Source organism: Sphingomonas telluris (assembly GCF_022568775.1).
Taxonomy (GTDB): domain Bacteria; phylum Pseudomonadota; class Alphaproteobacteria; order Sphingomonadales; family Sphingomonadaceae; genus Sphingomicrobium; species Sphingomicrobium telluris.
In genome coordinates this window covers 1069267-1093524 of sequence record NZ_JAKZHW010000001.1, presented here as the reverse complement: position 1 = coordinate 1093524, position 24258 = coordinate 1069267, and the positions used below count along the sequence as shown (strand labels likewise).

Annotated in this window: 27 protein-coding genes and 1 pseudogene; 14 read left to right on the top strand and 14 right to left on the bottom strand. The window is 64.1% G+C overall.

The features are described from left to right. The first annotated feature begins 53 nt into the window (after positions 1-53). A complete protein-coding gene (locus tag LZ016_RS05490) occupies positions 54-710 on the top strand; it encodes a superoxide dismutase (protein ID WP_241446352.1) in 657 nt (218 codons plus the stop codon). On the opposite strand, the gene LZ016_RS05485 is transcribed toward LZ016_RS05490, so the two are convergent. From LZ016_RS05485 to dapF, 6 genes are read right to left on the bottom strand one after another with little or no spacing between them, the layout of a single operon-like run. After that, complete coding sequence (locus LZ016_RS05485) at positions 700-1461, bottom strand: ABC transporter permease (RefSeq protein ID WP_241446351.1); 762 nt, start codon at positions 1459-1461, stop codon at positions 700-702. The two genes, LZ016_RS05490 and LZ016_RS05485, sit on opposite strands and share 11 nt — an antisense overlap. Then, positions 1458-2396, bottom strand: coding sequence for an ABC transporter ATP-binding protein (locus tag LZ016_RS05480; RefSeq protein ID WP_241446350.1), 939 nt, complete (start codon positions 2394-2396; stop codon positions 1458-1460). The genes LZ016_RS05485 and LZ016_RS05480 overlap by 4 nt, the downstream gene beginning before the upstream one ends. Continuing rightward, positions 2393-3019: a septation protein A gene (locus LZ016_RS05475; protein WP_241446349.1), complete on the bottom strand. Its 627-nt coding sequence runs from the start codon at positions 3017-3019 to the stop codon at positions 2393-2395. The genes LZ016_RS05480 and LZ016_RS05475 overlap by 4 nt, the downstream gene beginning before the upstream one ends. Continuing rightward, a complete protein-coding gene (ftsY, locus tag LZ016_RS05470) occupies positions 3016-3933 on the bottom strand; it encodes a signal recognition particle-docking protein FtsY (RefSeq protein ID WP_241446347.1) in 918 nt (305 codons plus the stop codon). The genes LZ016_RS05475 and ftsY overlap by 4 nt, the downstream gene beginning before the upstream one ends. Continuing rightward, positions 3930-5111 (bottom strand): tRNA (N(6)-L-threonylcarbamoyladenosine(37)-C(2))-methylthiotransferase MtaB, encoded by a 1182-nt coding sequence (gene mtaB, locus LZ016_RS05465; protein WP_241446344.1) that lies wholly within the window; start codon positions 5109-5111, stop codon positions 3930-3932. Before mtaB ends, ftsY begins: the two co-directional genes overlap by 4 nt. Continuing rightward, positions 5108-5908 carry a diaminopimelate epimerase gene (gene dapF / locus LZ016_RS05460; protein WP_241446342.1) on the bottom strand — a complete coding sequence of 267 codons (801 nt, stop codon included), beginning with the start codon at positions 5906-5908 and terminating at the stop codon, positions 5108-5110. The genes mtaB and dapF overlap by 4 nt, the downstream gene beginning before the upstream one ends. A 62-nt stretch (positions 5909-5970) precedes the next feature. On the opposite strand from dapF, the gene LZ016_RS05455 reads away from it, so the two are divergent. The 4 genes and pseudogenes from LZ016_RS05455 (at position 5971) to rimM (ending at position 9272) form a co-directional block, all read left to right on the top strand. Further along, positions 5971-6429 (top strand): hypothetical protein, encoded by a 459-nt coding sequence (locus LZ016_RS05455; protein ID WP_241446341.1) that lies wholly within the window; start codon positions 5971-5973, stop codon positions 6427-6429. Between the two features lie 156 nt (positions 6430-6585). Next, a complete protein-coding gene (ffh, locus tag LZ016_RS05450) occupies positions 6586-8058 on the top strand; it encodes a signal recognition particle protein (protein WP_241446340.1) in 1473 nt (490 codons plus the stop codon). Positions 8059-8084: 26 nt separating this feature from the next. Next, positions 8085-8546, top strand: a pseudogene (rpsP, locus tag LZ016_RS05445) (30S ribosomal protein S16); the annotation flags it as partial. 240 nt (positions 8547-8786) lie between these two features. Then, complete coding sequence (rimM, locus tag LZ016_RS05440; RefSeq protein ID WP_241446339.1) at positions 8787-9272, top strand: ribosome maturation factor RimM; 486 nt, start codon at positions 8787-8789, stop codon at positions 9270-9272. Here the strand turns inward: rimM and LZ016_RS05435 are convergent. Further along, entirely contained in the window at positions 9269-10228 is a 960-nt protein-coding gene (locus LZ016_RS05435) for an NAD(P)/FAD-dependent oxidoreductase (RefSeq protein ID WP_241446338.1), read from the bottom strand. The genes rimM and LZ016_RS05435 overlap by 4 nt on opposite strands. A 50-nt stretch (positions 10229-10278) precedes the next feature. Between LZ016_RS05435 and trmD the strand changes: the two genes are divergently transcribed. Both trmD and rplS read left to right on the top strand, forming a co-directional pair. After that, a complete protein-coding gene (gene trmD / locus LZ016_RS05430) occupies positions 10279-11016 on the top strand; it encodes a tRNA (guanosine(37)-N1)-methyltransferase TrmD (RefSeq protein WP_241446337.1) in 738 nt (245 codons plus the stop codon). After that, positions 11013-11399 (top strand): 50S ribosomal protein L19, encoded by a 387-nt coding sequence (rplS, locus tag LZ016_RS05425; RefSeq protein ID WP_241446336.1) that lies wholly within the window; start codon positions 11013-11015, stop codon positions 11397-11399. The genes trmD and rplS overlap by 4 nt, the downstream gene beginning before the upstream one ends. A gap of 3 nt (positions 11400-11402) precedes the next feature. Here the strand turns inward: rplS and LZ016_RS05420 are convergent, their stop codons facing one another. Then, positions 11403-12254 (bottom strand): DUF2189 domain-containing protein, encoded by an 852-nt coding sequence (locus tag LZ016_RS05420; protein ID WP_241446335.1) that lies wholly within the window; start codon positions 12252-12254, stop codon positions 11403-11405. A 147-nt stretch (positions 12255-12401) separates the two neighbouring features. Between LZ016_RS05420 and LZ016_RS05415 the strand changes: the two genes are divergently transcribed. Then, positions 12402-13430 carry an aspartate-semialdehyde dehydrogenase gene (locus LZ016_RS05415; protein WP_241446334.1) on the top strand — a complete coding sequence of 343 codons (1029 nt, stop codon included), beginning with the start codon at positions 12402-12404 and terminating at the stop codon, positions 13428-13430. A 2-nt stretch (positions 13431-13432) separates the two neighbouring features. On the opposite strand, the gene LZ016_RS05410 is transcribed toward LZ016_RS05415, so the two are convergent. Then, positions 13433-14095, bottom strand: a complete 663-nt coding sequence (locus LZ016_RS05410; RefSeq protein ID WP_241446333.1) for a Fe2+-dependent dioxygenase — start codon at positions 14093-14095, stop codon at positions 13433-13435. Next, entirely contained in the window at positions 14096-15097 is a 1002-nt protein-coding gene (locus tag LZ016_RS05405) for a hypothetical protein (RefSeq protein ID WP_241446332.1), read from the bottom strand. It lies immediately after the preceding gene. A gap of 46 nt (positions 15098-15143) precedes the next feature. On the opposite strand from LZ016_RS05405, the gene LZ016_RS05400 reads away from it, so the two are divergent. Both LZ016_RS05400 and LZ016_RS05395 read left to right on the top strand, forming a co-directional pair. Beyond that, entirely contained in the window at positions 15144-15590 is a 447-nt protein-coding gene (locus LZ016_RS05400; protein ID WP_241446331.1) for a GFA family protein, read from the top strand. Positions 15591-15693: 103 nt separating this feature from the next. Continuing rightward, the gene (locus tag LZ016_RS05395; protein ID WP_241446330.1) at positions 15694-16737 is read left to right on the top strand and encodes a rod shape-determining protein; all 1044 of its coding nucleotides are present in this window, start codon (positions 15694-15696) and stop codon (positions 16735-16737) included. Here the strand turns inward: LZ016_RS05395 and LZ016_RS05390 are convergent, their stop codons facing one another. Further along, a complete protein-coding gene (locus LZ016_RS05390) occupies positions 16738-17154 on the bottom strand; it encodes a DUF3833 family protein (protein ID WP_241446329.1) in 417 nt (138 codons plus the stop codon). Between the two features lie 292 nt (positions 17155-17446). Here LZ016_RS05390 and LZ016_RS05385 point away from each other — a divergent pair, with 292 nt between their 5' ends. Together LZ016_RS05385 and LZ016_RS05380 are read left to right on the top strand one after the other, a co-directional pair. Next, positions 17447-18127: an alpha/beta fold hydrolase gene (locus LZ016_RS05385; protein ID WP_436286344.1), complete on the top strand. Its 681-nt coding sequence runs from the start codon at positions 17447-17449 to the stop codon at positions 18125-18127. 95 nt (positions 18128-18222) lie between these two features. Beyond that, positions 18223-20100, top strand: coding sequence for a M2 family metallopeptidase (locus LZ016_RS05380; RefSeq protein ID WP_241446327.1), 1878 nt, complete (start codon positions 18223-18225; stop codon positions 20098-20100). A 53-nt stretch (positions 20101-20153) separates the two neighbouring features. On the opposite strand, the gene LZ016_RS05375 is transcribed toward LZ016_RS05380, so the two are convergent. After that, positions 20154-20594 carry a hypothetical protein gene (locus tag LZ016_RS05375; protein ID WP_241446326.1) on the bottom strand — a complete coding sequence of 147 codons (441 nt, stop codon included), beginning with the start codon at positions 20592-20594 and terminating at the stop codon, positions 20154-20156. Positions 20595-20687: 93 nt separating this feature from the next. Then, on the bottom strand, positions 20688-21167 hold the full coding sequence (locus LZ016_RS05370) for a peroxiredoxin (RefSeq protein ID WP_241446325.1): 480 nt from the start codon (positions 21165-21167) through the stop codon (positions 20688-20690). A 101-nt stretch (positions 21168-21268) separates the two neighbouring features. On the opposite strand from LZ016_RS05370, the gene LZ016_RS05365 reads away from it, so the two are divergent. Together LZ016_RS05365 and ahcY are read left to right on the top strand one after the other, a co-directional pair. After that, the gene (locus LZ016_RS05365; protein WP_241447460.1) at positions 21269-21841 is read left to right on the top strand and encodes a YqgE/AlgH family protein; all 573 of its coding nucleotides are present in this window, start codon (positions 21269-21271) and stop codon (positions 21839-21841) included. Between the two features lie 107 nt (positions 21842-21948). After that, positions 21949-23361 (top strand): adenosylhomocysteinase, encoded by a 1413-nt coding sequence (gene ahcY / locus LZ016_RS05360; protein WP_241446324.1) that lies wholly within the window; start codon positions 21949-21951, stop codon positions 23359-23361. Here the strand turns inward: ahcY and LZ016_RS05355 are convergent. After that, positions 23358-24242 carry a 2OG-Fe(II) oxygenase gene (locus tag LZ016_RS05355; protein WP_241446322.1) on the bottom strand — a complete coding sequence of 295 codons (885 nt, stop codon included), beginning with the start codon at positions 24240-24242 and terminating at the stop codon, positions 23358-23360. The two genes, ahcY and LZ016_RS05355, sit on opposite strands and share 4 nt — an antisense overlap. Positions 24243-24258 lie beyond the last annotated feature (16 nt).

Sequence of the window (24258 nt, the reverse complement as noted above, 5' to 3'; positions counted from 1 at the left end):
CTAAGCGTCGGCATCGTTGTTGGGGTGAAATCACCCCAAGGAGACTGACCGCCATGGCCTTCCAGCTGCCCGAACTGCCGTACGCGAAGGACGCGCTCGCGCCGCATATTTCGGCCGAAACCCTCGAGTTTCACTGGGGCAAGCATCACCGTGCCTACGTCAACAAGACCAACGAATTCGTCGGCGCCAAGCCTGACCTCCAGGGCGCCTCGCTCGTCGAGGTCGTCCGCGCGGCCAAGCAGGGTGGTGAGAACAAGCTGTTCAACAACAGCGCCCAGCTCTGGAACCACAGCTTTTTCTGGCAGTGCCTGAGCCCCGAAGGCCAGCAGCCAAGCGGGCGTCTGGCGAACCTGATCAGCGACGCGTTCGGCGGCACGGAGCAGCTTCTGCAGAAGCTCGGCGACGAAGCCGTGAACCATTTCTCGAACGGGTGGGCGTGGCTCGTGCTCGACCGCGACCAGTTGGAAATCACCTCGCTGCACGATGCCGACACGCCGCTTGTCCACGACGGCATGGTGCCGCTGTTCACGCTCGATGTGTGGGAGCACGCCTATTACATCGACTATCGCAACGAGCGGCCGCGCTTCGTGACCTCGGTGCTGTCGAACATCGTCAACTGGGACTTCGTCGCCCAGAACCTCGACGGGAATGGCGCGGATCGTGCGGACCAGGAAGGCGAGACGGCTCGCCAGCCGGAGACTACGACTTGAGGCGGTAGCCGGTCCGGAAGATCCACCAGACTACGCCTGCGCAGGCCAGGAAGAAGGCGAACGTCGCTGCCAAGGCAGCGCCAAAGGACACGTCCGCAGTCCCGAAGAAGGTCCAGCGGAAGCCGTTGATCAGGTAGACGATCGGATTGAAGAGCGTGATCGACCGCCACGGCTCCTTCAGCATGTCGATCGAATAGAAGGCGCCGCCGAGGAAGGTGAGGGGCGTGACGATCAGCAGCGGAATCACCTGCAGCTGCTCGAAGCCCTTGGCCCAGATACCGACTATGAAGCCGAACATGCAGAAGGTGCCTGCTACGAGCAGCAGGTAGAGCAGCATGAGCAGCGGATGCTTAACCTGCACGTCGACGAACAGGTGGGCGGTCACGAAGATGACCAGCGCGACCGTGATCGCCTTGCTCGCGGCCGCTCCGACGTAGCCGAGCACCGTCTCCAGCGCTGACATTGGCGCCGACAGGATCTCGTAGATGGTCCCGGTAAATCGCGGCATGTGAATGCCGAAGCTCGCGTTGAAGATGCTCTCGGTGAAGAGGGACAGCATCATCAGGCCAGGTACGATGAAGCTGCCGTAGTCGATCCCGTTGATCTCGCTCATGCGCGATCCGATCGCGGACCCGAACACGATGAAGTAGAGCGAGGTCGTGATCACCGGCACGGCAAGTCCGGTCCACAGCGTCCGCGCGAACCGGTGCATCTCGAACTTGTAGATGGCCCAGACGCCGCGAAAGTTCATGCCGCAGCTTTCTTGTGGTGGATCAGACCGACGAAAATTTCCTCCAGGCTGGATTGGTGCGTGTCGAGGTCTTTGAAGGCGACTCCGGCATCACGCATAGCGGCGAGAAGGGACGGGACTCCCGTGCGATCGGCCTTCGCATCGAACTCGTAGGTCAGCAGCCCGCCGTCGTCGCTGAGCTTCAGGTTCCATTCGCCGAGCGTCGCGGGAACTTCCTTCAACGGTTCGGCAAGCTGCAGATGCAGGACCTTGCGGCCGAGCTTCTTCATCAGCTCCGTCTTTTCTTCGACCAGGATGAGCTCGCCCTTGTTGATGACGCCCACCCGGTCGGCCATCTCCTCGGCTTCCTCGATGTAATGCGTGGTGAGGATGATCGTGGTGCCGTTCTCGCGGAGACGGCGGACCATGTTCCACATGTCGCGCCGGAGCTCGACGTCGACGCCGGCCGTGGGTTCGTCGAGGAAAAGGATGTCGGGATCGTGGGCGAGTGCCTTGGCGATCATGACGCGGCGCTTCATGCCGCCCGACAGCTCCTTCAGGATGGTCTTGCGCTTGTCCCAAAGCGACAGTTCACGAAGGATTTCCTCGATACGCTTCGGGTCGGGGCGGCGGCCGAAAAGCTCGCGGCTGAAGCTGACGGTGCTGATCAGCGGCTCGAAAACGTCCATCGTCAGCTCTTGCGGGACGAGGCCGATCCGCTTGCGCGTTTCGCGATAGTTGCGTTGCCAGTTCTTGCCGTCGACCAGCACCTCTCCTGAGGTCGCGTTGACGATGCCGCAGACGATGCTGATCATCGTCGTCTTGCCGGCGCCGTTCGGCCCGAGCAGCGCGAAGATCTCCCCGCGGCGAATGTCGAGGTCCAGCGGCTTCAGAGCCTCCGTGCCGCTGGGATAGACCTTGGTCAGCCCGCGGATCGAAAGGACCGGATCGCTCATTCGACCGGCCCGGGCTCCGCGGGCTTTGCGTCGGTGAGGTTCATTCCGTGCTTAATCAGCATCGGGACGTTGGCGATGGCGAAGAGGAAGGTGAGGGGGATGGCTCCCCAAAGCTTGAACCCGACCCAGAAGTTCGTGGTCGTGTTCCGCCAGACAGCTTCGTTCAGGATCGCCATGCAGACGAAGAACAGGGCCCAGTTGCGCGTCAGCTTCTTCCAGCCTTCCTCATCCAGGCCAGGATAGGTGCTTCCGAGCACCGCTTTCAGCAGCGGACGGCCGGTATACAGCCCGAAGCCTAGAATTGCGGCGATCAGCGTGTAGTAGAGCGTCGGCTTGATCTTGATGAACGTCTCGTCGTGCAGCCAGATCGTGATCCCGCCCATCACCACGACCATCAGGCCCGAGAACCAGAGCATCGGCGAGATCTTGCCGAAGCGGATCTGGGAAAAAAGCATCGCCGCGATCATCGCGATCATGAAGGCGCCGGTGGCGTAGAAGATCTTGATCGGCCCCGGGACGGGCGCGAAGAAATTCGCCAGGAAGAAGACCAGCAGCGGACCGAAATCGATCAGCAGACGCGCGCCGCCCGTCGGCTCCTCGCGGGATTTGTCGAGTTCGCTCATTCCGGTGGAAGTCCAGCGATAGCCCGCGCCACCGCACGAGGATCGAAGGGGCGGAGATCGTCCGCCTTCTCGCCGACGCCGATCGCGTAGATGGGCAGACCGAACTTTTCGGCGGCCGCCACGAGCACGCCGCCGCGCGCGGTGCCGTCGAGCTTGGTCATGATCAGGCCTGTCACTCCCGCGGTTTCACGGAACACCTCGACCTGCGCAAGCGCGTTCTGGCCGGTGGTGGCGTCTAGGACCAGCAGCACGTCGTGAGGAGCCTCCGGATTGAGCCGTCCCAGCACGCGGCGGATCTTCGACAGCTCCTCCATCAGGTGCGACTTGTTCTGAAGGCGCCCAGCCGTGTCGACGATCAGCACGTCGATGCCCTGCGCGGTCGCCTGCTTCACGCCATCGAAGACGATGCCGGCAGCGTCGCCGCCTTCCTTGCCGGAGATCACCGGCGCGCCGATGCGGTCGCCCCATATGTTGAGTTGCTCGATTGCGGCGGCGCGGAAGGTATCGCCCGCTGCCAGCAGGACACCGTAGTCCTGCTCCTTCAGCCAGTGGCCAAGCTTGCCGATCGTGGTCGTCTTGCCGGAGCCGTTGACGCCAATGACAAGCAGCACGTGAGGGCGGGGAAAACCCCAGACTTCCATAGGCTTGGCGACTGGCGTGAGGATCTTTTCGATTTCCTCGGCGAGGATAGTTCGCAGCCCACGCTCGTCGAGCCGCTCGAACTTCTGGCGCGCAATGGCTTCACGGATGCGATGCGACGCTTCCGGACCAAGATCCGACGCGATCAGCGCTTCCTCGATGTCGTCGAGGGTCGCCGTATCGAGCGCCGCCCGGCTCGTCAGACCCGTGAGGTTGTCGGCGACCCGTTCCGCAGTCTTTGCAAATCCGCCGCGCAGGCGGTCGAGCCAACTCATGCCCACACCGCCGTCAGGTGATCGCCTTCGAGGCCGGTCATCCGGGCCACGCCAGCATCGCCGCGCGAGGATTGCTCGATGCGAACAGGCGCGAAACCGTCGCTGTGGCCCTTGGCGTTATTCTCCATCAGCACTCGCTGAGAGGATCCGACGAGGCCTCGCAGCCAACGAGTCCGGCGCTCCGACGCGGCCTGCCTCAGGCGCGCGGCACGGACTTTCACGACCTCGCGGGCCAGCTGCGGCATGCGCTCGGCCGGCGTGTTCGGACGTGGCGAGAAGGGAAAGATGTGGGCCGCGATCACGTCGCAATCGTCCAGCAATTTCAGACTGTTCAGGGCCATTTCCTCGGTTTCTGTCGGAAAGCCGGCGATCAGGTCCGCCCCGACCGTTGCGTCCGCGCGCGCGCTCTTGATTCGCTCGACCATGCGGACGGCATCGGAACGGCTGTGGCGGCGCTTCATCCGCTTCAGGATCATGTCGTCGCCCGCCTGTAGCGATAGATGGAAGTGCGGCATGAGGCGCGGCTCGCCGGCGATCAGTTCGAACAGTGGCTCGTCAATCTCGATGCTGTCGAGCGACGACAAGCGCAGGCGCCCAAGGTCAGGCACCGTCGCGATGAGGCGCTGGCACAACTCGCCAAGGCCAAGGGCATCATAGTGGTAGCTGGTGATGTCCACGCCCGTGAGCACGATCTCCTTCGCGCCGCGATCCAGTTCGCGTTGCACCGCATCGCGGATGGCTTCGAACGAAAGGGACCGGCTCGGACCCCGGGCCCGCCAGATCGAGCAGAAGGTGCAGCGGTGGTCACAACCGGTCTGGACAGCGACGAAGCTGCGCACGTGACCAAGAAACCCGGCCGGAACGACCTGTGACGTCTTGGCGGCAAGCATTGCCAGGCTACCGATCTTGTTGTCATTTCCAACGACACGATCGACTTCCGGCATGTTCGCGAAGGACCCGCGATCGAGCTCCGCAGCACAGCCTGTCACCAGGATGCGGGCCTCCGGGCGCTGGCGTCTGGACTGGCGGATCGCCTGCCGCGTCTGTCGCACTGCCTCGTTCGTAACCGCGCAACTGTTGACGACGACCCAGTCCTCGTCCGCCTTGGCCAACCGCTTGATCGTCTCGCTCTCCGCGAAGTTCAGGCGGCAGCCGAGCGTGATTGTCTCGACGCTCATGCGAGCGCCTCGAGGTCGATCTCGCCCTTGAAGACGTAGGTTGCGCCGCCACGCATGCGGATCGGCTGGCCCGGCTCCCAGGAAATCGTCAGGGAGCCACCGCGCATGGTCACCTTTACCGGCGATTGGACTCGCTTGGTGAGGATCGCTGCGACGGCAGTTGCGCTCGCACCTGTTCCGCAGGCGCGGGTGATCCCTGCGCCGCGCTCCCACGTGCGCAGGCGAATGCCTTCCTGCCGCACCTCCGCGACATTCACGTTGATGCGGTCGGGGAAGACTGGATCATGCTCGATCCTCGGCCCCAACTCGTCCAGGTCGATGCCCTCGGCGTTCTCGACGAAAAAAACCACGTGCGGGTTGCCGACATTCAGCGCGATCGGATGCTGGAGCTCGCCCCAGGCCATCGGCATGGGGTTCGTCGGCATGGCATAGGTGAGCGGCACGCGGTCCCATTCGAAATGCGGCTCGCCGAGCGACACTTCGATCTCGCTGCCATCCTCTTCGCCCGTCACCAGACCACCACCGGTCTCGATCGTCTTGGCGTGGGTCAGCGCGACGACGCAGCGTGAGGCGTTGCCGCAGCTTTCGACCTCGATCCCGTCATGGTTCCAGATCCGCATGCGCAGATCGGCGACGCCGGATTTCTCGAGGACGATCAACTGATCGCAGCCAACGCCCGTCTTCCGGTCCGACACGGAGCGGGCCAACGGCTCGTCCATGGCAAGCGGCTCTTCGCGCGCGTCGAAGATCACGAAGTCGTTCCCGAGGCCGTGCATCTTGTGGAAGGTGCGTGTCATGACTTGCAGCGGCAATTAGGGACGGGCAGAGGGCAAGTCCACCAGCCGCGATTGAAGGAATCATGCAGAGAGCCGCCAACGAAGTGATGCAGTCGATCATATTCTCGGCTGTGCTCGATGCCGTTGCTGCGCTGAAGGCTGCTTCCGGCGGCCTTCCGAACCAGCTTCTGAGAGACGTTCAGGCGATCCATCCCAATGTGACGCTGGGCGACCTGCCCAAGCAGCTGCAGGACGCGATCGCCGAGAGCACGCGGACCGCGTTTACGCAGCTTCTGAAGGAGGGCTACGCAGTGGGCCCCCGCCAGCAGATGCAGGCTACGCGGCCCATGGACCGCGTCCCTGACCGGCAGCGACCGGGAGGAGATCGCCGCGGTCCTCCGGGTGACCGACGTCCGCGCGGACCACGCGGCGACCCTAACGGCAAGGGTCCGGGCGATGGACCGGGCAGGGGGCCTCGCGGTCCGGGCGGCGGACCGTCGCGCCCGCGCAAGCCTCCGAAGGGAAAGCCGCGGCTTGGTTGATTTAGGCAGGCGCATCCGCTAGGGCGCGCCCGTCTTTTAGACACAACATCGATGTGCGGGTCCAAGGATCCACGCTGGCCGACGAGGTTTCGTCCGCCGGCGTATTTTGCGTTTTGCGTCCCCACATGGGGCCGGACATCGATTTGGGAGACGTGAATGTTCGACAGTCTGAGCGATCGGCTCGGCAGTGTTTTTGACCGGCTTCGTGGGCGCGGCGCGCTTACGGAAGCGGACGTGCGTGCGGCAATGCGCGAGGTGCGCGTGGCGCTGCTCGAGGCGGACGTCGCTTTGCCCGTGGCCCGCGACTTCGTCGACAAGGTCACCGAAAAAGCCGTCGGCCAGGAAGTCATCCGCTCGGTCACGCCGGGCCAGATGGTCGTCAAGATCGTCAACGATGCCCTCGTCGAGACGCTCGGGTCCGAAACCGCCGAGCTGAACCTCGACGTTTCGCCGCCAGCCGTCATCATGATGGTCGGCCTGCAGGGTTCCGGTAAGACGACCACGACCGCCAAGCTGGCGAAGCGGCTGACCGAGCGTGAGCGCAAGCGGGTTCTGATGGCCTCGCTCGACGTGGCTCGTCCGGCCGCGCAGGAGCAGCTCGCGGTTCTCGGCCGCCAGACGAACGTGGACACGCTTCCCATCGTCGCCGGTCAGCAGCCGGTCGACATCGCCAAGCGCGCGATCCAGGCCGCCAAGCTGCAGGCCTATGACGTGGTCCTGCTCGATACGGCAGGCCGCCTGCACGTCGACGATGCGCTGATGGGCGAGATGAAGGCCGTTGCGCAGGCGTCGAGCCCGACCGAAACCCTTCTCGTCGTCGATAGCCTGACGGGCCAGGACGCGGTCAACGTCGCCAAGGGCTTCGCGGGTGAGGTCGAGCTCACCGGCGTGGTGCTGACCCGCATGGACGGCGATGCCCGCGGTGGTGCTGCTCTGTCGATGCGTGCGGTTACCGGCAAGCCGATCAAGTTCGCCGGCGTCGGCGAGGCGCTCGACAAGCTCGAGGCTTTCCACCCGGACCGCGTCGCCGGCCGCATCCTCGGCATGGGCGACGTCGTCAGCCTGGTCGAGCGCGCTGCCGAGACCATCCAGGTCGATGAAGCCGAGAAGCTCGCCGCCAAGATGGCCAAGGGCAAGTTCGACCTGGACGATCTCTGGTCGCAGCTTCGCCAGATGCAGCGCATGGGCGGCCTCGGCGCGCTCGCGGGGATGATGCCCGGCATGAAGGGCATGAAGGGCGCGATGGACAAGGCGCAGGATTCGAAGGCGCTGGTCCACATGGAGGCGATGCTGTCCTCCATGACCGCCAAGGAGCGCGCCAAGCCCGACGTCATCAATGCCAAGCGCAAGATCCGCATTGCCAAGGGCAGTGGGACGACGGTTCAGGAAGTGAACAAGCTGCTCAAGATGCACCAGGAAATGTCCACGGTGATGAAGCGGCTGAAGAAGATGGGCGGGCTCGGCAAGCTCGCCGCGATGTTCGGGACGGGTGGAATGGAAGGCGCCCTAGGTGGGCTTGCTCCCGGCGCGGTGCCGCCAGGCGGGTTCGGTGGCGGGGCCGCGTTGCCCGGCCTCGGCGGCCAGCCGTTTAACCTCCCTCCAGGATTCGACAAATTCGGTAAAAAATAAAAGCGTTTAGAAGAAGGATAGAAGACATGGCAGTAGCAATTCGTCTGGCCCGTGGCGGGTCCAAGAAGCGTCCCTATTATCGCATCGTCGTGGCCGACAGCCGTAATGCGCGCGACGGCCGCTTCATCGAGAAGGTCGGCACCTACAACCCGCTGCTGGCGAAGGATTCGCCGGAGCGCGTGAAGCTCGACAACGACCGCATCACCCATTGGCTGTCGGTCGGCGCGCAGCCGTCGGACCGCGTCCTGCGCTTCCTCGATGCCGCCGGCCTGAAGGAGCGTCCGGCTCGCAACAACCCTAAGAAGGCGGAGCCGGGCGAGAAGGCCAAGGAGCGCGCCGAGGAGCGTGCGACCAAGGCTGCCGAGGCCGCTGAAGCCGCGGCTGCTCCGGCCGAAGAGCCCGTCGCCACCGCCGACGAAGCCGCCGAGGCCGAAGCTGTCGTCGCCGCGGAAGTCGAGGCTGCCACTGCCGAGCCGACTCCTGAAGCCGAGCAGGTTGCCGAAGCCACGGCCGAGGAGACCCCCGCTGCCGAGGAAACTCAGGCTGCAGAGTCTTCGTCTGAGCCGGCCGAGGGTTCGGTCGAGGACGCTCCGGCTGAGGGCGCCGAGACGGCTGAGCAGCCGACGGCCGAAGCCGAGGGCGTGTCCGCTGAAGAGCCCGCCGAGGGCGCCGCTGAGGACGCTCCGGCCGAGGGCGCCGAGAAGGCCGAGCAGGCCTAACTCGGTCCCATGACCGAAAAGCGCGTCGCACTCGCCGCAGTGGCCGGCGCGCATGGCGTGAAGGGCGAGGTTCGCTTGAAGCTGTTCAGTGACAGCGCAGCGAGCCTCGCCTCCCACAAGATTGTGTTCGTAGGTGACGCCGAGCGCCGCCTGCTCTCGGTACGCGAAGGCGGGAAGACGGCCGTCGCGCGCTTCGAAGGCATCGGTGATCGTTCAGCGGCCGAGGCGCTTCGCGGCCAGCTGGTCGAGGTCGACCGCTCCGCTCTCCCGCCGCTCGAAGAGGGCGAATATTACCACGCAGACCTGATCGGAATGCCCTGTGTCGATCGCGACGGGCAGGCGGCTGGGACGGTCGCGTCAGTCGAGAACTTCGGCGCAGGCGACCTGCTCGAGGTCGAGCTTCCGAACGGTCGCAAGTCGCTCATCTCTTACAGGCAAGGCATCGCCGATCTGGAAGGCGATCGGATCGTGATCGATCCCGAATTCCTCGCCTAGCTGCCGCTGGCGGCTTCATCCATTTCCGCCGGCGGCTCACGCCAGCGCGGCTCCTTCGCATAAAGATCGTTCCGGATGGTCGTTGCGGCGACCCCGCCTTCGCCCATCGCATGGCTGATCTGGTCCAGCCCGATGACCACGTCGCCCGCAGCGTATAGCCCAGGGACACTGGTGCGCTGGTGACTGTCCACCTTGATGCATGCGTCGTTCGAAAGGTCCGCGCCGACCATCTTTGCAAGCTGCGTGTGCGTATCGCTGCCGAGCGCGGGATAGATGCTGTCGAAGGTATAGTGCCCCTCGGCGGTGTCGACGACGATGTGATCGTGCGAGATGGCGGCCGCCTGTGCGGGCCCATCGACGCAGTCCACGCCGGCTTCTTTCAATTTCTCCTGGTCCTCGGGCTTCAGCCGAAGCGACTTGTCCGGCGCGATCAGCGTCACGTCGGCGGTGAAGCTGCGGATGAACAGGGCCTCGGCGACGCCGTGGCTGTCGCTGCCGATGACGCCCACCTTCTTGTCGGTGACTTCGTAGCCGTCGCAGATGGGGCAGTAGCGAACGAGCCCGCGCGATAGCGCCTCGTCATGAAGCTCCTCGTCCATCGGCGGGCGGCGATTGGTGACTCCCGTCGCGATCAGCACGGTCCCCGCTGTCGCGGAGCCGGAGCCCCAGGTCGCCGTAAACAGCCCGGTCGTTTCGTCGCGTTCGAGCTTGGTGACGAACTCCGTGACGACCTTCGCGCCATATTTGCAGGCGTGATCGCGCATCCGCTGCAGCAGCTCGTTCCCGTTGATGCCGTCGGGGAAGCCCGACACGTTGCGCGTGCAAGGGATCCAAGAAGCGCGGCTCTTGGCGGCGTCGACCACCAAGATGTCGAGGTGGAAGCGGGCGAGGTAGATCGCCGCGGTCAACCCGGCCGGGCCACCACCGATGATCAGGCAGTCGAGAGGTTCGTCCATCTGCGGCCCAATGGATTGTCGCGGCCACAGTTCCCGACTAGCCCGCGCGCATGGCTTTCGCAGCGACCGTCCTGACGCTTTACCCGGAGATGTTTCCTGGGCCGCTGGGCGTCAGCCTGGCGGGGAGGGCCCTCGGCGAAGGGACCTGGTCGCTCGATACGGTCCAGATCCGCGACTTCGCCACGGACAAGCACCGGAGCGTGGACGATACGCCCGCCGGCGGCGGAGCCGGGATGGTCCTGAAGCCGGACGTGCTGGCGGCCGCGGTGGACAGGGTCGCCGATGGCCGGCCGATCCTGGCGCTGACGCCGCGCGGGGCGCCGCTGAGCCAGCAGCGCGTGCGGGAACTGGCGGCGGGCGAGGGGGTCATTCTCCTTTGTGGCCGCTTCGAGGGATTCGACGAGCGAATCTTCGAAGCGCGGTCCATCGAACCGGTCTCGATCGGCGATTACGTGCTCTCCGGCGGAGAACTTGGCGCCATGGTGATCCTGGATGCTTGCGTGAGGCTGCTTCCCGGGGTAATGGGCGCGGCCTCCAGCGGTGAGGAGGAGAGCTTCGAAGCGGGGCTACTCGAATATCCGCACTATACCCGACCAGTAACATGGGAAGGGCGCACGATCCCCGAAGTGCTGCGGTCGGGGGATCATGCGAAGATTGCCGCGTGGAGACACGCAAGAGCGATCGAAGATACACGGCTAAGGCGGCCGGACCTGATCGAGCGCCACGGGGGCGCATCGCAGGCACCGCCCTCTGGCGCGCAGCGTGAAGATAGAGCGAGTAAGAAATGAACCTGATCGAGACTCTTGAGCGCGAAGCCATCGAAGCGCTTACCGCTGACAAGAAGGTCCCCGAATTTCGCCCCGGCGACACGCTGCGCGTCGGCGTGAAGGTCGTCGAAGGCGACCGCAGCCGCGTCCAGGCGTTCGAAGGCGTTTGCATCGCCCGTTCGAACAAGGGCGTCGGATCCAGCTTCACCGTCCGCAAGATCAGCTTCGGCGAAGGCGTCGAGCGCGTCTTCCCGCTCTATTCACCCGCGATCGATTCGATCGAGGTCGTCCGCCGCGGCGTCGTCCGCCGCGCGAAGCTCTACTACCTCCGTGGCCGCCGCGGCAAGTCGGCTCGCATCGCCGAGCGCCGCGACACGCGCCACACTGAGACGCAGGGCGCCTGAGCTCTACTCGCAGCTCGCTCGTATCGAGCTGCGATCCACCAGCTTCGTGTACAAATGCCAGGTCGCATAGCCGAGCCATGGCAGCACGGCTGCGAGCCCGATGAAGAGCGGGATCGAGCCGACCACGAGAAGCGCTGCCACCGTCAAACCCCAGCGTAGCATTACGCCGGGGTTGGTGCGTGCGGCGCGCCATGACGTCGAGACGGCTTCCGACGCGCTGACGTTGCAGTCGACGAGCATCGGCAAGGACACGACGCTGATCGCGAGCACCAAAGCCGCGAAGGCGAAGCCGATCGCATTGCCGAGGATGATCAGGGCCCAACCCTCGGGTGTCGTGAACAGCCGGCGCACGAACTCGCTGAGGGAGTGGGGCGAGTACCAGACGAACTCGGTCAGCCACGGCGGCGCCCAGAAGCCCCAAAGGGCGACGTAGAGCACGCCTGCTACAATCAGCCACGCGGCAAAGACGGTCAAAAGCAACCCTGCCACGCTGGCGATATCATCGGCTGCGGGCCGCCTTCGGACGTCGAAGAAATGCTGCCAGTTGGACTGAAGGCCTTGCTCGCGGCGGCGAGCCATCTCGTAGAATCCGATCGCTGCTACTGGGCCCAGAAAGGCGATCCCGGCGACAATCGGGAAGAGCAATGGAAGCAAGGCGCCGCCGATGATCGCCGTCGCGGCGACGACGCCGATCAAGGGATAAAGCAGGCCGACGAAGATCAGGTCGCCGCGCATCTCCATGAAATCGCCCCAGCCTTCACGAAGAGCGGCGCGGGCGTCATCCCAGCTGATCTTGCGAACAGCAATGTCTGAAGAGGCGGTTGAGCGGGACGCGGATACGGTAGTCGCAGGCACGAGGACCTCCCTTCACCAGAAAGGGCGCGTCTCGCGATCTGCGCGGGGCGCGTCGCTTGGACCCATTGCATATCAAATTATTTGGGATCCCGACACTTGGTTAATCCACCCGCGTGCACTAGGTGCGTCGGCGAAACGGAGGACGAAATGGGTTATCGGGTCGCAGTCGTAGGCGCGACGGGCAATGTCGGGCGCGAGATGCTGAACATTCTCGCGGAGCGTCAATTCCCGATCGACGAGATCGCTGCGGTGGCGTCGGCACGCTCGACGGGTGATGTGATCGACTTCGGCGACAGCGGCGTGGAGCTCAAGGTCAAGAACCTCGAACATTTCGACTTCACCGGCTGGGACATTGCCCTGTTCGCCGCGGGATCCGAGGTCACCAAGGTGCACGCGCCGCGTGCGGCTCAGTCCGGCTGCACGGTCATCGACAACAGCTCGCTGTACCGGATGGACCCGGACGTGCCGCTGATCGTGCCGGAAGTGAATGCCGAGGCCATCGCGGGCTACACCAAGAAGAACATCATCGCGAACCCCAACTGCTCGACCGCGCAGCTCGTCGTCGCTCTCAAGCCGCTTCACGATGCCGCGAAGATCAAGCGCGTCGTGGTGGCGACCTACCAGTCCGTGTCGGGCGCCGGAAAGGCCGGCATGGACGAACTGTTCGAGCAGTCGCGCAACATCTTCGTGGGCGACGCGAACGAGCCGCATCACTTCTCCAAGCAGATCGCCTTCAACGTCATACCGCACATCGACACCTTTCTGGACGACGGCTCGACGAAGGAAGAGTGGAAGATGGTCGTCGAGACCAAGAAGATCCTCGACTCGAAGATCAAGCTGACCGCGACCTGCGTGCGCGTGCCCGTGTTCGTCGGACACAGCGAGGCTGTGAACATCGAGTTCGAGAACGAGATCTCAGCCGACGAGGCTCGCGACATTCTGCGCGAGGCGCCGGGCCTGATGGTCGTCGATAAGCGCGAGCCGGGCGGCTACGTTACCCCGATCGAGGCCGTGGGCGAATATGCGACCTACGTGTCCCGTATCCGTGAGGATCCGACCGTCGAGAACGGCCTCAGCTTGTGGGTGGTCAGCGACAATCTTCGCAAGGGCGCAGCGTTGAACGCGGTGCAGATTGCCGAGCTGCTAGGACGCAAACACCTGCAGAAGGCCGCCTAAGCCTAAGGCTGGTCGCCCCAGTAGCGCAGCAGGTTCGCCTGAATCAGCTGCATCCGGCTGAAATTTTCCTGGCTCATGTTGTTGCCCTCCAAGGCTGCAACCTCGTTAAGCTCGAACAGCATATTCCGGTGGAAAGGGTCCTTCACGCGGCTCTGGATGAAGGTGATCGCGACCAGCCGCTCGCCGCTCGTGACGGACTCGACTTCGTGCAGAGTGTCCGACGGATAGACGATTGCCTGCCCGGGCTGGAGCTTGAACCGGATGCTCGCATCGGCCAGCCGGATGTGGAGCGAGCCGCCCTCGTACGTCTCCGGCTCGTTGAGGAAGATGGTGCAGCTGAGGTCGCTGCGCACCGTCCCGTGCTGCAACTTCAGGTAGGCCGCGTCGGCATGGGCGCCGTAATGCATCCCCGGCTTGTATCGGGTGAGTAGCGGGGGAGCGACCTGCACCGGGAAGGCGAATTCGTGGAATTCCTCGCTTCGCAGCATTGCGTCCAGGACGATCTTGGCGCTGCGCTGATAAGCCTGCTGCTCGTGCAACTGCTCGTTCTGCTTGGCCTTGTTGTGCGGGTTGCTGATCTTGCCGTCGACGAAAGGCGCGGTCGCCGCGATCTGCCGGCATTCCGCAATTTCCTGCGGCGATAGGATGTCCAGCACTCGATACATTCAGCTCTCCGCCTGTGCCCGATCGAGGGCTTTCCGAAGCAAGGGCGCTGTTTCGGACGCCCGGTCGAGCATGGCAAGCGCGGTTTCGATGTCGGACGCGTGCCGGCCGGCGGCCTCGCTCAGCAAGTCGCGGCGAAGCTGCGGGCTGTATTCGTACTCCGTCGCCTTGGAGTAGCGCCGCATGAGCGGCCCGTTGGCGATTTGGGAGAGGAACTGAGCTTTCGCGTCCAGATTCAGGAAATCGGCAAAACGCCTCAGCGAACCTTCCATGTCTGACAATGCCTGGTCGAAATCGGCCCATAGGACTTTCGGTCCGTCCGCGGCCGTCAGCGCCGTCATCTCGCAGGCCCATGCAGCGGCAGCGAGATCTGCTTCGCTGCGAGCATCGGGCAGGCTGATTGCGCGGCTGGCGAGCCGCTGGCGGCGAGTCTCGGCGAGTGCGCTTAGCTCCGCTCGCGAATTCTCGCCGGCGAGAATCCCCGCGATGTACGAATGCGGCGTCGCGTAGAGATATAGGGCGCGACTCTCGTCGGGTATCAGCTCGGACGCGATCTCGCTGACGAAGCTTGTGGCCTTTACCACCGCTGTCTGGCCCGATCCGAATGTGCGGGAATGGAGGGCGCGAACCGTCGGAACGAACGGCGCGCGCACTGCCCGCGGGAAGAAGGCGAGGTCTCGCAGAGAGCGCGGCTCGCGCACCGACAGCACACTTTCCAGCTCTCCCAGCAAGCGCGCGATCAGCGTCGACCCTACATGGCCGATGTGGAATATCCAGCGCGCGTCGGCTCGCGCATCCGCTGGAGACGAACTCGCGACCTCGCTCCAAGGCAACAGGTGCGTTGTCCGCGGCTGCTGCAGCATCCGGTCGTCGAGGAAGCTCGCATCGCGATAGGCCTCCGGGGTCATTTCGACGACCCGGACCAGCCCCGCGCGCGGATCGACGGCTTGGGCCAGCCAGCGCGCATCCTTCCAGATCTCTTCGGGGCTCGGTGCGCTGGACATGCCATCCCTTAGCCGGGCAAATGGCGCGGCTCCAAGGGAGGATGATTTGGCTGGCGAGATGACCGGAGGCTGCGCTTGTGGCCGAGTACGATACACCGCGAAGATCAGCGACGACGAAGCCTACCTTTGTCACTGCCGTATGTGCCAGAAGGCGACCGGCTCCGTCTCGATCGCCTTCAAGAGCGTGAAGCAGGCGGACGTCCAGTGGACGCACGAGCCCGACTGGTACGACAGCTCTCCCATCGCCATGCGTTCCTACTGCCGGGAATGCGGGACCTCGTTCGGCTTCCGCTTCAAGGAAGGCAGCGAGAACATGGACCTGACCGTCGCCAGCTTCGACGATCCGTCACGGTTCAAGCCGAAGCATCACTTCGGCGCGGAAAGCATCCACCGGGCCTGGCTCAACACCGAAGGCCTGCCGGAGATGCGGACCCAGGACTACCAGAAACTGGTCGACAAATGGGTCGGAGCGACGGGCAAAGTGCCGGAATAATGGGCTGAGCCCCTTACTTATCTGAAAAATCAGCGTATTTGCCGATGCCCAAGCGGTCTGGGCCGCGCGAAGTCACGAGTCCAACCAGTCGGGACGGTCGCTCATGGATTTCCATTTCTTCGGATCGTTGGGCACCCGCGACATGGCCATGGACTTGGGGACGGCGAACACGCTCGTCTATGTCCCGGGTGAGGGCATTGTCGTCGATGAGCCGTCGGTCGTCGCCATCGAACTGGTGAACGGAGTTCAGCGCGTGCGCGCCGTGGGAAGCGACGCCAAGGTGTTGATGGGCAAGACACCCGACAACATCGAGACTTATCGGCCGCTGACCGACGGAGTGATCACCGACCTCGTAGTTGCTGAGGAGATGATCAAATATTTCATCGAAAAAGCGGGCGGCGCTCATTCGCGGCTGTCGCGGGGGCCGGAGATCGTGATCTGCGTCCCGTCAGGATCTACGCCGGTTGAACGACGAGCGATCCGGGCGGCGGCGTTCAACGCCGGAGGTCGCGAAGTCTGGCTGGTGGAGGAGCCGATGGCTGCGGCGATCGGGGCGGGCCTTCCGGTGTCCGACCCAATTGGATCGATGGTGGTCGACATCGGCGGCGGCACCACCGAGGTCGGCATCATCTCGCTGAGGGGTCTGACCTACAGCACCTCCGTCCGCGTCGGCGGAGACAAGATGGATGAGGCCATCGCCGCTTACGTCCGCAGGAAATACAATCTGCTGATCGGACCGGGTACGGCCGAGCGGATCAAGAAGGAGATCGGTTCCGCGCTCGCGACGCCCGAGAGCATGCACATCATGGGCATGGTGTCGGGCCGCGATGTCGCGGTAGGTCGCCCTATGGAAATCAGCCTCAGCCAGGCGGAGATCGCCGAGGCGCTGCACGAGCCCGTCTACCAGATCGTGCAGGCGGTCGCCGACGCCCTCGAGCACACCGAGCCCGAAATCGCGGCCGACGTCATCGACCAGGGCATCACCATGACTGGCGGAGGGTCTCTGCTGAGGAATATCGACCTGCTCCTGGCGGACGAGGTCGGCCTCCCGGTGCGCATCGCCGAAAGTCCGTTGAGGTGCGTAGCATTGGGCGCCGGCAAGGCGCTGGAGGACCGTGAGCTGAGAGCGTCGCTCTGTCCGGCTTGATCAGAGCTTTCTGATCGTCCCGTCGGAACTAGCCACGCGCATCCCGTACTTCTTCACCGTGATCTTGCTCTGGGCCGTGCGTCCATCGGCCTGCGGCGTCACCCATTGCTCGACCGACAGGCTGCCCTTCATCCGGAACTTGAAGCGGAACTGGTTTCCAGCTTCCTCGACAGTAACCGGCCCCACAGCCTCCGACATGGTGCCGGTGAACTTGCCGGGCCCGGTTTGCTTGATCCGCCAAGTGCGCTGGTGAGGCGGCTGCCCGTCCTCATTGACCTGCTGGACAAGCGATAGTGAGCCGTCCGGAAGAATTTGGCCGCGGCCGATCGTTCGCGACCGGTATGGCTTCTTCATCACCACCTTCACGATGCTGACGATTTCCGTCCGCCCTTCGAAGAAACGCAGGGGCTGAGTCATGGGCCCCGCCGCAACGGCCGACGAAGCGGGTAACGCAGCCGCGATCAACGCCAATGCGGTCAAGGCACGCAAACTGGTGATACTACCGATACATCCGAACACGCACGCATAACGCGGCGCTCGGCAAAGCTTTCCATCGGCTGGTCATCGAAGACAGACTGTACCAATTCCGCGTTGCAATGGAATGGCCCGGCTGACATTTCGCGAGTCCATGGCCGAACCGACACTTCATTTCTGGAACGCATCGGACGGGGTCCAGCTCGCCTATCATGAGGTTGGGGAGGGAAGGACAGTGATCCTTCTGCATGGGCTGTTTTCCAGCGCGGAGATGAACTGGATCAAGTTCGGGCACGCCGACCGAATTGCGAGCGAAGGCTTCCGCGTGATCATGCCGGACCTACGAGCGCACGGTCAGAGCGGTAAGCCGCACGACCCAGCCAACTACCCCTCGGATATTCTCGTGCGAGACCTCAGGGATCTGATCGCGCTTCTAGGACTAAGCGACTTCGATCTCGGCGGCTTTTCCCTTGGAGCCCGAACGACGATCGACGCCGTCAGCAGCGGAATGACGCCGCGCCGCGCGATCTTGGCGGGTACCGGGGTCGACGTCCTCACGAACTGGGAGCGCCGTTCCCACTTCTTCCTCCATGCAATCCATCATTTCCACGACACGCCGCGCGGCGATCCGCACTGGTTGTCGGTGCAGTTCATGCGGACGATGAAGATCGACCTCGAGGCGGCGGCACTTTTGCTCAAGGGCCTTGGAGACCATCCCGATCCGCAGCGGGCAATCGCGTCCTTCGCAATGCCCACGCTGGTGGTCTGCGGAAGCGAGGATGAGGACAATGGTTCGGCGCGCGAGCTAGCGGCCATGCTTCCGAATGCGACCTATGAGGAGATTCCGGGGACGCACATGAGCTCGGTGACGAAACCGGAGCTCGGCGAGGCGATCGCCCGCTTCCTCGCCGCCTGACGAAACATCGCTGCCGCTTGACGAAATGGGCTGGCCCGTTCCAGTCGCGCTGCATCCGTGCTTGTCATCGGAATTCAGGGGAGAAATCAGCTGTGATGAAGTTTGCCTGTAGCGTTTCGTTTGCGGCTCTGGCCCTTGCGGGTTGTGCCACCAACGTGTCGGCTCCGACTGTGGAAGGGGCGCCCGCACCCGCGGCAGCGCCTGCTGCGGCGAGCTCCGACGCGCTGCCCTATCCGGCGACTCCCGACGGTGCGCGCCAGTTCATCGCGGATGTCGAGAAGGACCTGTTCGAGCTCAGCGTGATCGGCGGACGCGCCCAATGGGTGAACGCGACCTACATCACCGACGATACCGACGCGCTCGCCGCCTATTTCGGAACGATCGGCACCGAGAAGGGCGTGAAGTACGCCAAGCAGGCTGCCGAGTATGCGAAGGTCGCGGGTCTCGATCCCGACACGGCCCGCAAGCTCAACATCCTGCGCGGCGCCCTAGTTCTTGCGGCGCCGAGCACGCCGGGCGCGGCCGCTCAGCTGAACGACATCACGACGCGGCTGCAGTCGACCTACGGCAAGGGCCGCGCGTCCCTGGACGGCAAGACGATCACCGGCGACGAGGCCGAGGAGCGCATGGGAACGCTGCGCGACCCGGCGAAGACCAAGGAGGTCTGGACGAGCTGGCACACCAATGTCGGTCGTCCGATGCGCGGCGACTATACCCAGATGGTCGAGATCGCGAACCAGGGGGCCAAGGAGCTCGGCTATGCCGACACCGGCGCCATGTGGCGCAGCCAGTACGACATGACGCCGGAGGAATTCTCCGCGATGTACGACCGGCTGTGGGCGGAGATGAAGCCGCTTTACGACCAGCTTCACTGCTACACGCGCACCAAGCTCAACCAGAAGTACGGCGAGGCCGTGCAGCCCAAGACGGGCCCGATCCGCGCCGACCTGCTCGGCAACATGTGGGCGCAGGAGTGGGGCAACATCTATGACGTCGTCGCGCCGAAAGGGTCGGGCGACATCGGCTACAATCTCGAGGACCTGCTCAAGGCCAAAGGCTACACGCCGGTGGAAATGGTGAAGGCCGGCGAGCGCTTCTACACTTCGTTGGGCTTCGCGCCGCTTCCCGACAGCTTCTGGACCCGCTCGCAAATCACGCGTCCGCGCGACCGTGAGGTCATCTGTCACGCCTCGGCCTGGGACCTGAACAATGTCGACGACCTGCGCATCAAGATGTGCACGCGGGTGAATGCCGACGACTTCGTCACCATCCACCACGAGCTCGGCCACAACTTCTATCAGCGCGCCTACAACAAGCAGCCGTATCTCTATCTGAACGGTGCGAACGACGGGTTCCACGAAGCGATTGGCGACTTCATCGCGCTCTCCGTGACGCCGGAATATCTGGTGCAGATCGGACTGCTCGACCGCAGCAAGGTGCCGTCGGCCGACAAGGACATCGGCCTTCTGCTGCGGCAGGCCATGGACAAGGTCGCGTTCCTTCCGTTCGGCTTGCTCGTGGACAAATGGCGCTGGGGCGTGTTCGACGGATCGATCCCGTCGACGGGCTATGAGAAGGGTTGGACGGACCTACGGCAGCAGTATCAGGGCATCGTACCGCCGGTGGAGCGCACCGAGGCCGACTTCGACCCGGGCGCCAAGTTCCACATCCCCGGAAACACGCCCTACGCGCGTTACTTCCTCGCCCGCATCCTGCAGTTCCAGTTCTACAAGGCCGCTTGCGATATGTCGGGCTGGAAAGGGCCGCTTCACCGCTGCAGCTTCTACGGGAACAAGGAGGTCGGCCAGCGGCTGAACCAGATGCTGGCGATGGGTGCGTCGCACCCGTGGCCGGATGCGCTGCAGGCCTTCACCGGCTCGCGCGAAATGTCAGGCAAGCCGATGCTCGAATATTTCGCTCCGCTTCAGCGTTGGCTGGAAGAGCAGAACCGCGGGAAGCAGTGCGGTTGGTAGAATGAAAAAGGGGCGCCTCCCGGCGCCCCTTCGTTACTCGGATTAGTCCGGTTTTAGGAAGCCGAGCCCGACCCCGAGCCCGTGTGCGCGCCGAGCGAGGCGTTGCCGCCCCCGGTTTCGCTCATGCCGCGGTTCGACCGGTTGCCGCCTCGCGTGCTGGTCGGGCGCGAACCCGTCGAGCGCGACGTCCGTGCCGACGTGCTTCCGCTCGCCGCGCCGGAAGGAGAGCTGTCGCCCGCGCTTGCCATCTCGAACTCGTCGTCGCTGCCGGAGCGCATGCTCTCGGTCCAGTCGCTAATCTGGCTGCTGAGATTGCTCATTTGCTCGCTGAGAGCGTTGCGCTTCGACCAGAGGAATACGCCGGCACCGACCGACGCTGCGGCGACCGCCGCGGCTGCGATCGGACGCTCCTTCACGGTGCTCATCCAGTCGCTACTGTACTGGTTGCGGCCCGACGGATTGTTGTTGCGGCTACGATTATTGTTTCTCGCCATTATGGTCCTCCTCGTTTTCGTTGGGTTTTCAACGCGCTGGACCGAGTGATGTTTCGGTCCAGCGGTGAGGAGAGGCGACGAAGCGACGCGCCGTTAAAGTTGCTCGAGCAGGGTCTCTGCGCTCGATGCGCGATACTCGCCGGGAGCTTCGACGTTCAGCTGCTCGACCACGCCGTCATTGACCAGCATCGAGTAGCGCTGGCTGCGCTTGCCCATGCCGAACTTGCTTCCGTCCATGGTCAGCCCGACTGCTTCGGCGAACGCGCCGTTGCCGTCCGCGATCATGGTGATGTCCCGCGATCCGTCGCGCTGGCCCCAGGCTGACATGACGAACGCATCGTTGACGGAGATGCAGGCGATCTCGTCGACTCCCTTGCCCTTCAGCTCCCCCGAGCGCTCCACATAGGAGGGCAGGTGGCGCGCGGAGCAGGTCGGCGTGAATGCGCCGGGGACCGCGAAGAGGGCGACGCGCCGTCCGCCGAAATACTCGCTGGTGGTGGTCTGCTCCGGTCCATCCGCCGTTGCGATCGTGATCGGAACGTCCGGGATGCGGTCACCGACGGAAATGGTCATTCGGAGTCTCCTTGAAGGCAATTCGGTGAATGCCCCTACAGCCCTCACGGCCTGTCGCTCAAGGGTTGCGGCAGCCGAAGCAGCGGCTCAATGTCGTTTCGATGGATGAGCCGCGTTTCCTGTCGGGCAAGTTGCTGTTGGCAATGCCCGGAATGGCCGATCCGCGCTTCGAGCGGGCGGTGATCGCTCTTTGCGTGCATGATGAAAATGGCGCCGTCGGCATCGGCATCGGGCACAAGCGTGCCGGAATGCGATTCCGGACCCTGCTCCAGCAACTCGACATCGATCCGGGCGAGGCTCCGGATCGCGCCGTACATCACGGCGGGCCTGTCGAGCCGGGCAGGGGCTTCGTGCTCCACTCGACCGATTGGGGCGGACAGGACTCGCTGCAGGTCAATGGACCCAACGGCACGACCTTCTCGATGACCGGCACGATCGACGTGCTGAAGGCGATCGCGGAGGGCAAGGGGCCTTCCCAATGGATCGCGGCGCTCGGCTATGCGGGCTGGGGCGACGGGCAGCTCGACGAGGAGATGACCAGGCATGGCTGGTTCGCGGCCGACGTGAGCAAGAAGATCCTGTTCGACACGCCGACCGACGAGCGCTGGGCTGCGGCATTCAAGTCCGAAGGCGTCGATCCTCGGCTGCTCTCCAGCGAGACCGGTGCGGCCTAGAATACATATAAAGAATTCTTTATATTTGCCTTAGCGCTCTGCTCCCGCTAGGGGCAGCGCCGAGCGCAAGACGCGCATCAGCACATCACAAACCGGAGATACTCGACGTGGCGACGCAGGCTGACACCCGTTTCAACGATTATGTCGTGAAGGACCTCGGCCTTGCCGATTTCGGCCGCAAGGAGATCGAGATTGCCGAGACCGAAATGCCGGGCCTCATGGCGCTGCGCGAGGAATATGGCGCGTCGAAGCCGCTGAGCGGCGCGCGCATCACCGGCTCGCTGCACATGACGATCCAGACGGCCGTCCTGATCGAGACGCTCATCGCTCTTGGCGCGGAAGTGCGCTGGGCGAGCTGCAACATCTTCTCGACGCAGGACCATGCGGCCGCTGCGATCGCCGCGCGCAACATCCCGGTGTTCGCGGTGAAGGGCGAGACCCTCGAGGAATACTGGGATTACGTCGTCCGCATCTTCGACTGGGGCCGCGATACGACCTGCAACATGATCCTCGACGATGGCGGCGACGCCACGATGTTCGCGCTCTGGGGCGCCCGCGTCGAAGGCGGCGAGGAGCTTTTTACGCCGTCGAACGAGGAAGAAGAGATTTTTGCCGCGACGCTGAAGCGCTTCCTGGGTGAGCGTCCGGGCTACCTCACCAAGACCGTCGAGACGATCAAAGGCGTGTCGGAAGAGACGACCACCGGCGTCCACCGGCTCTATGACCTTGCCAAGAAGGGCAAGCTCCCGTTCCCGGCGATCAACGTCAACGACAGCGTCACCAAGTCGAAGTTCGACAATCTGTACGGCTGTAAGGAGTCTCTGGTCGACGCCATCCGCCGGGCGACCGACGTCATGCTTGCCGGCAAGGTCGCTTGCGTCGCCGGCTTCGGCGATGTCGGCAAGGGCTCGGCCGCATCGCTTCGCAACGGCGGCGCCCGCGTCATCGTAACCGAGGTCGATCCGATCTGCGCGCTCCAGGCCGCGATGGAAGGCTATGAGGTTGTGACGATGGAAGAGGCCGCTCCGCGCGCCGACATCTTCGTCACCGCGACCGGCAACATGGACGTCATCACGCTCGAGCACATGCGCGCGATGAAGGACATGGCGATCGTTTCGAATATCGGCCACTTCGACAGCGAGATTCAGATCGGTGCGCTGGCCAACATGAAGTGGACCGAGATCAAGCCGCAGGTCGACGAGGTCGAATTCCCGGACGGCAAGCGCATCATCGTGCTGTCGAAGGGCCGCCTCGTGAACCTCGGCAACGCCACCGGCCACCCGAGCTTCGTGATGTCCTCGTCCTTCACCAATCAGGTGCTGGCGCAGATCGAGCTGTGGACGAAGTCGGACCAGTACAAGAACGACGTCTACGTCCTGCCGAAGCACCTCGACGAGAAGGTCGCGCGCCTTCACCTCGGCAAGCTGGGCGTGCACCTGACGGAGCTCAGCGAAAAGCAGGCCGCCTACATCGGCGTGTCGCAGCAGGGGCCGTTCAAGCCCGAGCACTACCGCTACTAAGCGGAGGGGCCGAACCTCTTCTGTCGGATCCAGCGGGAAGCGACGACCTTCTCGCCGGATTCGACCGGCAGGCCCGCATGCAACGAATCCGGATCGGCGACGCCGTTCGCGTCGGCGTTCCGGAAGAGCAGGCCGTCTCCCGCCTTCCCGCGAACCTTCAGGTCGTTGCTCAGGAACAGCGTCTCGCCACCGGTGTAGGCGTCATTGAGATAAACGAGCATCGTGAGGACCCGCTGGTTCTCCGTATCCTCGGTCGAATCCCGGTGCGGCTTGAATTCCTGCCCCGGCCGATAGCGCAGGATCTGCAGCGGCTCGCCCGTCTCAACGGCAACGCCCGCGGCCGCCGCGATGCGCCTGTTGAGTGCATGAATGACGGGGTCCTCCGCGATCCACGGAAAGGCGGCCACGTCGCACGTCCGAACCTGCTGGACGATTTGCCGAGCGTGCCCGCCCGCGACATGACCGACCGTCGCCGGACGATAGGCAGGAAGTGCGGCATCCATCAGGTAACGCCGCTCGGCCTCAGTGAAGAGGCCGTCGAACAAGGTGACTTCAGGCCGGTCGCTTAGACGGTCTCCTTCAAAAGCGCTCCGAGGATCGCCTTCCGCACCGAGGTCCATAAGGCCGAGCAACTCGACTTGGCGGGCGGCTTGCGCGTCGCCGGACGATTTTAACTCCTGAAGCCTTTGCATCGCAGCTTGCCAGTCGCTGCCGCCCGTCGTCCCATTGGCCAGGAGCGCGATCAGGATCCGTTTCGCCTGGAGGTGGCCAGCGTCCGCGGCTTTCCGGAAATGATCACGCGCAAGCGCAAGATCGCGCGCTACTCCACGGCCCTGAAGGTAGGCGAAAGCTATGTTGAAATCGGCGACGGCGTTACTCAACCGGATCGGACTCCTT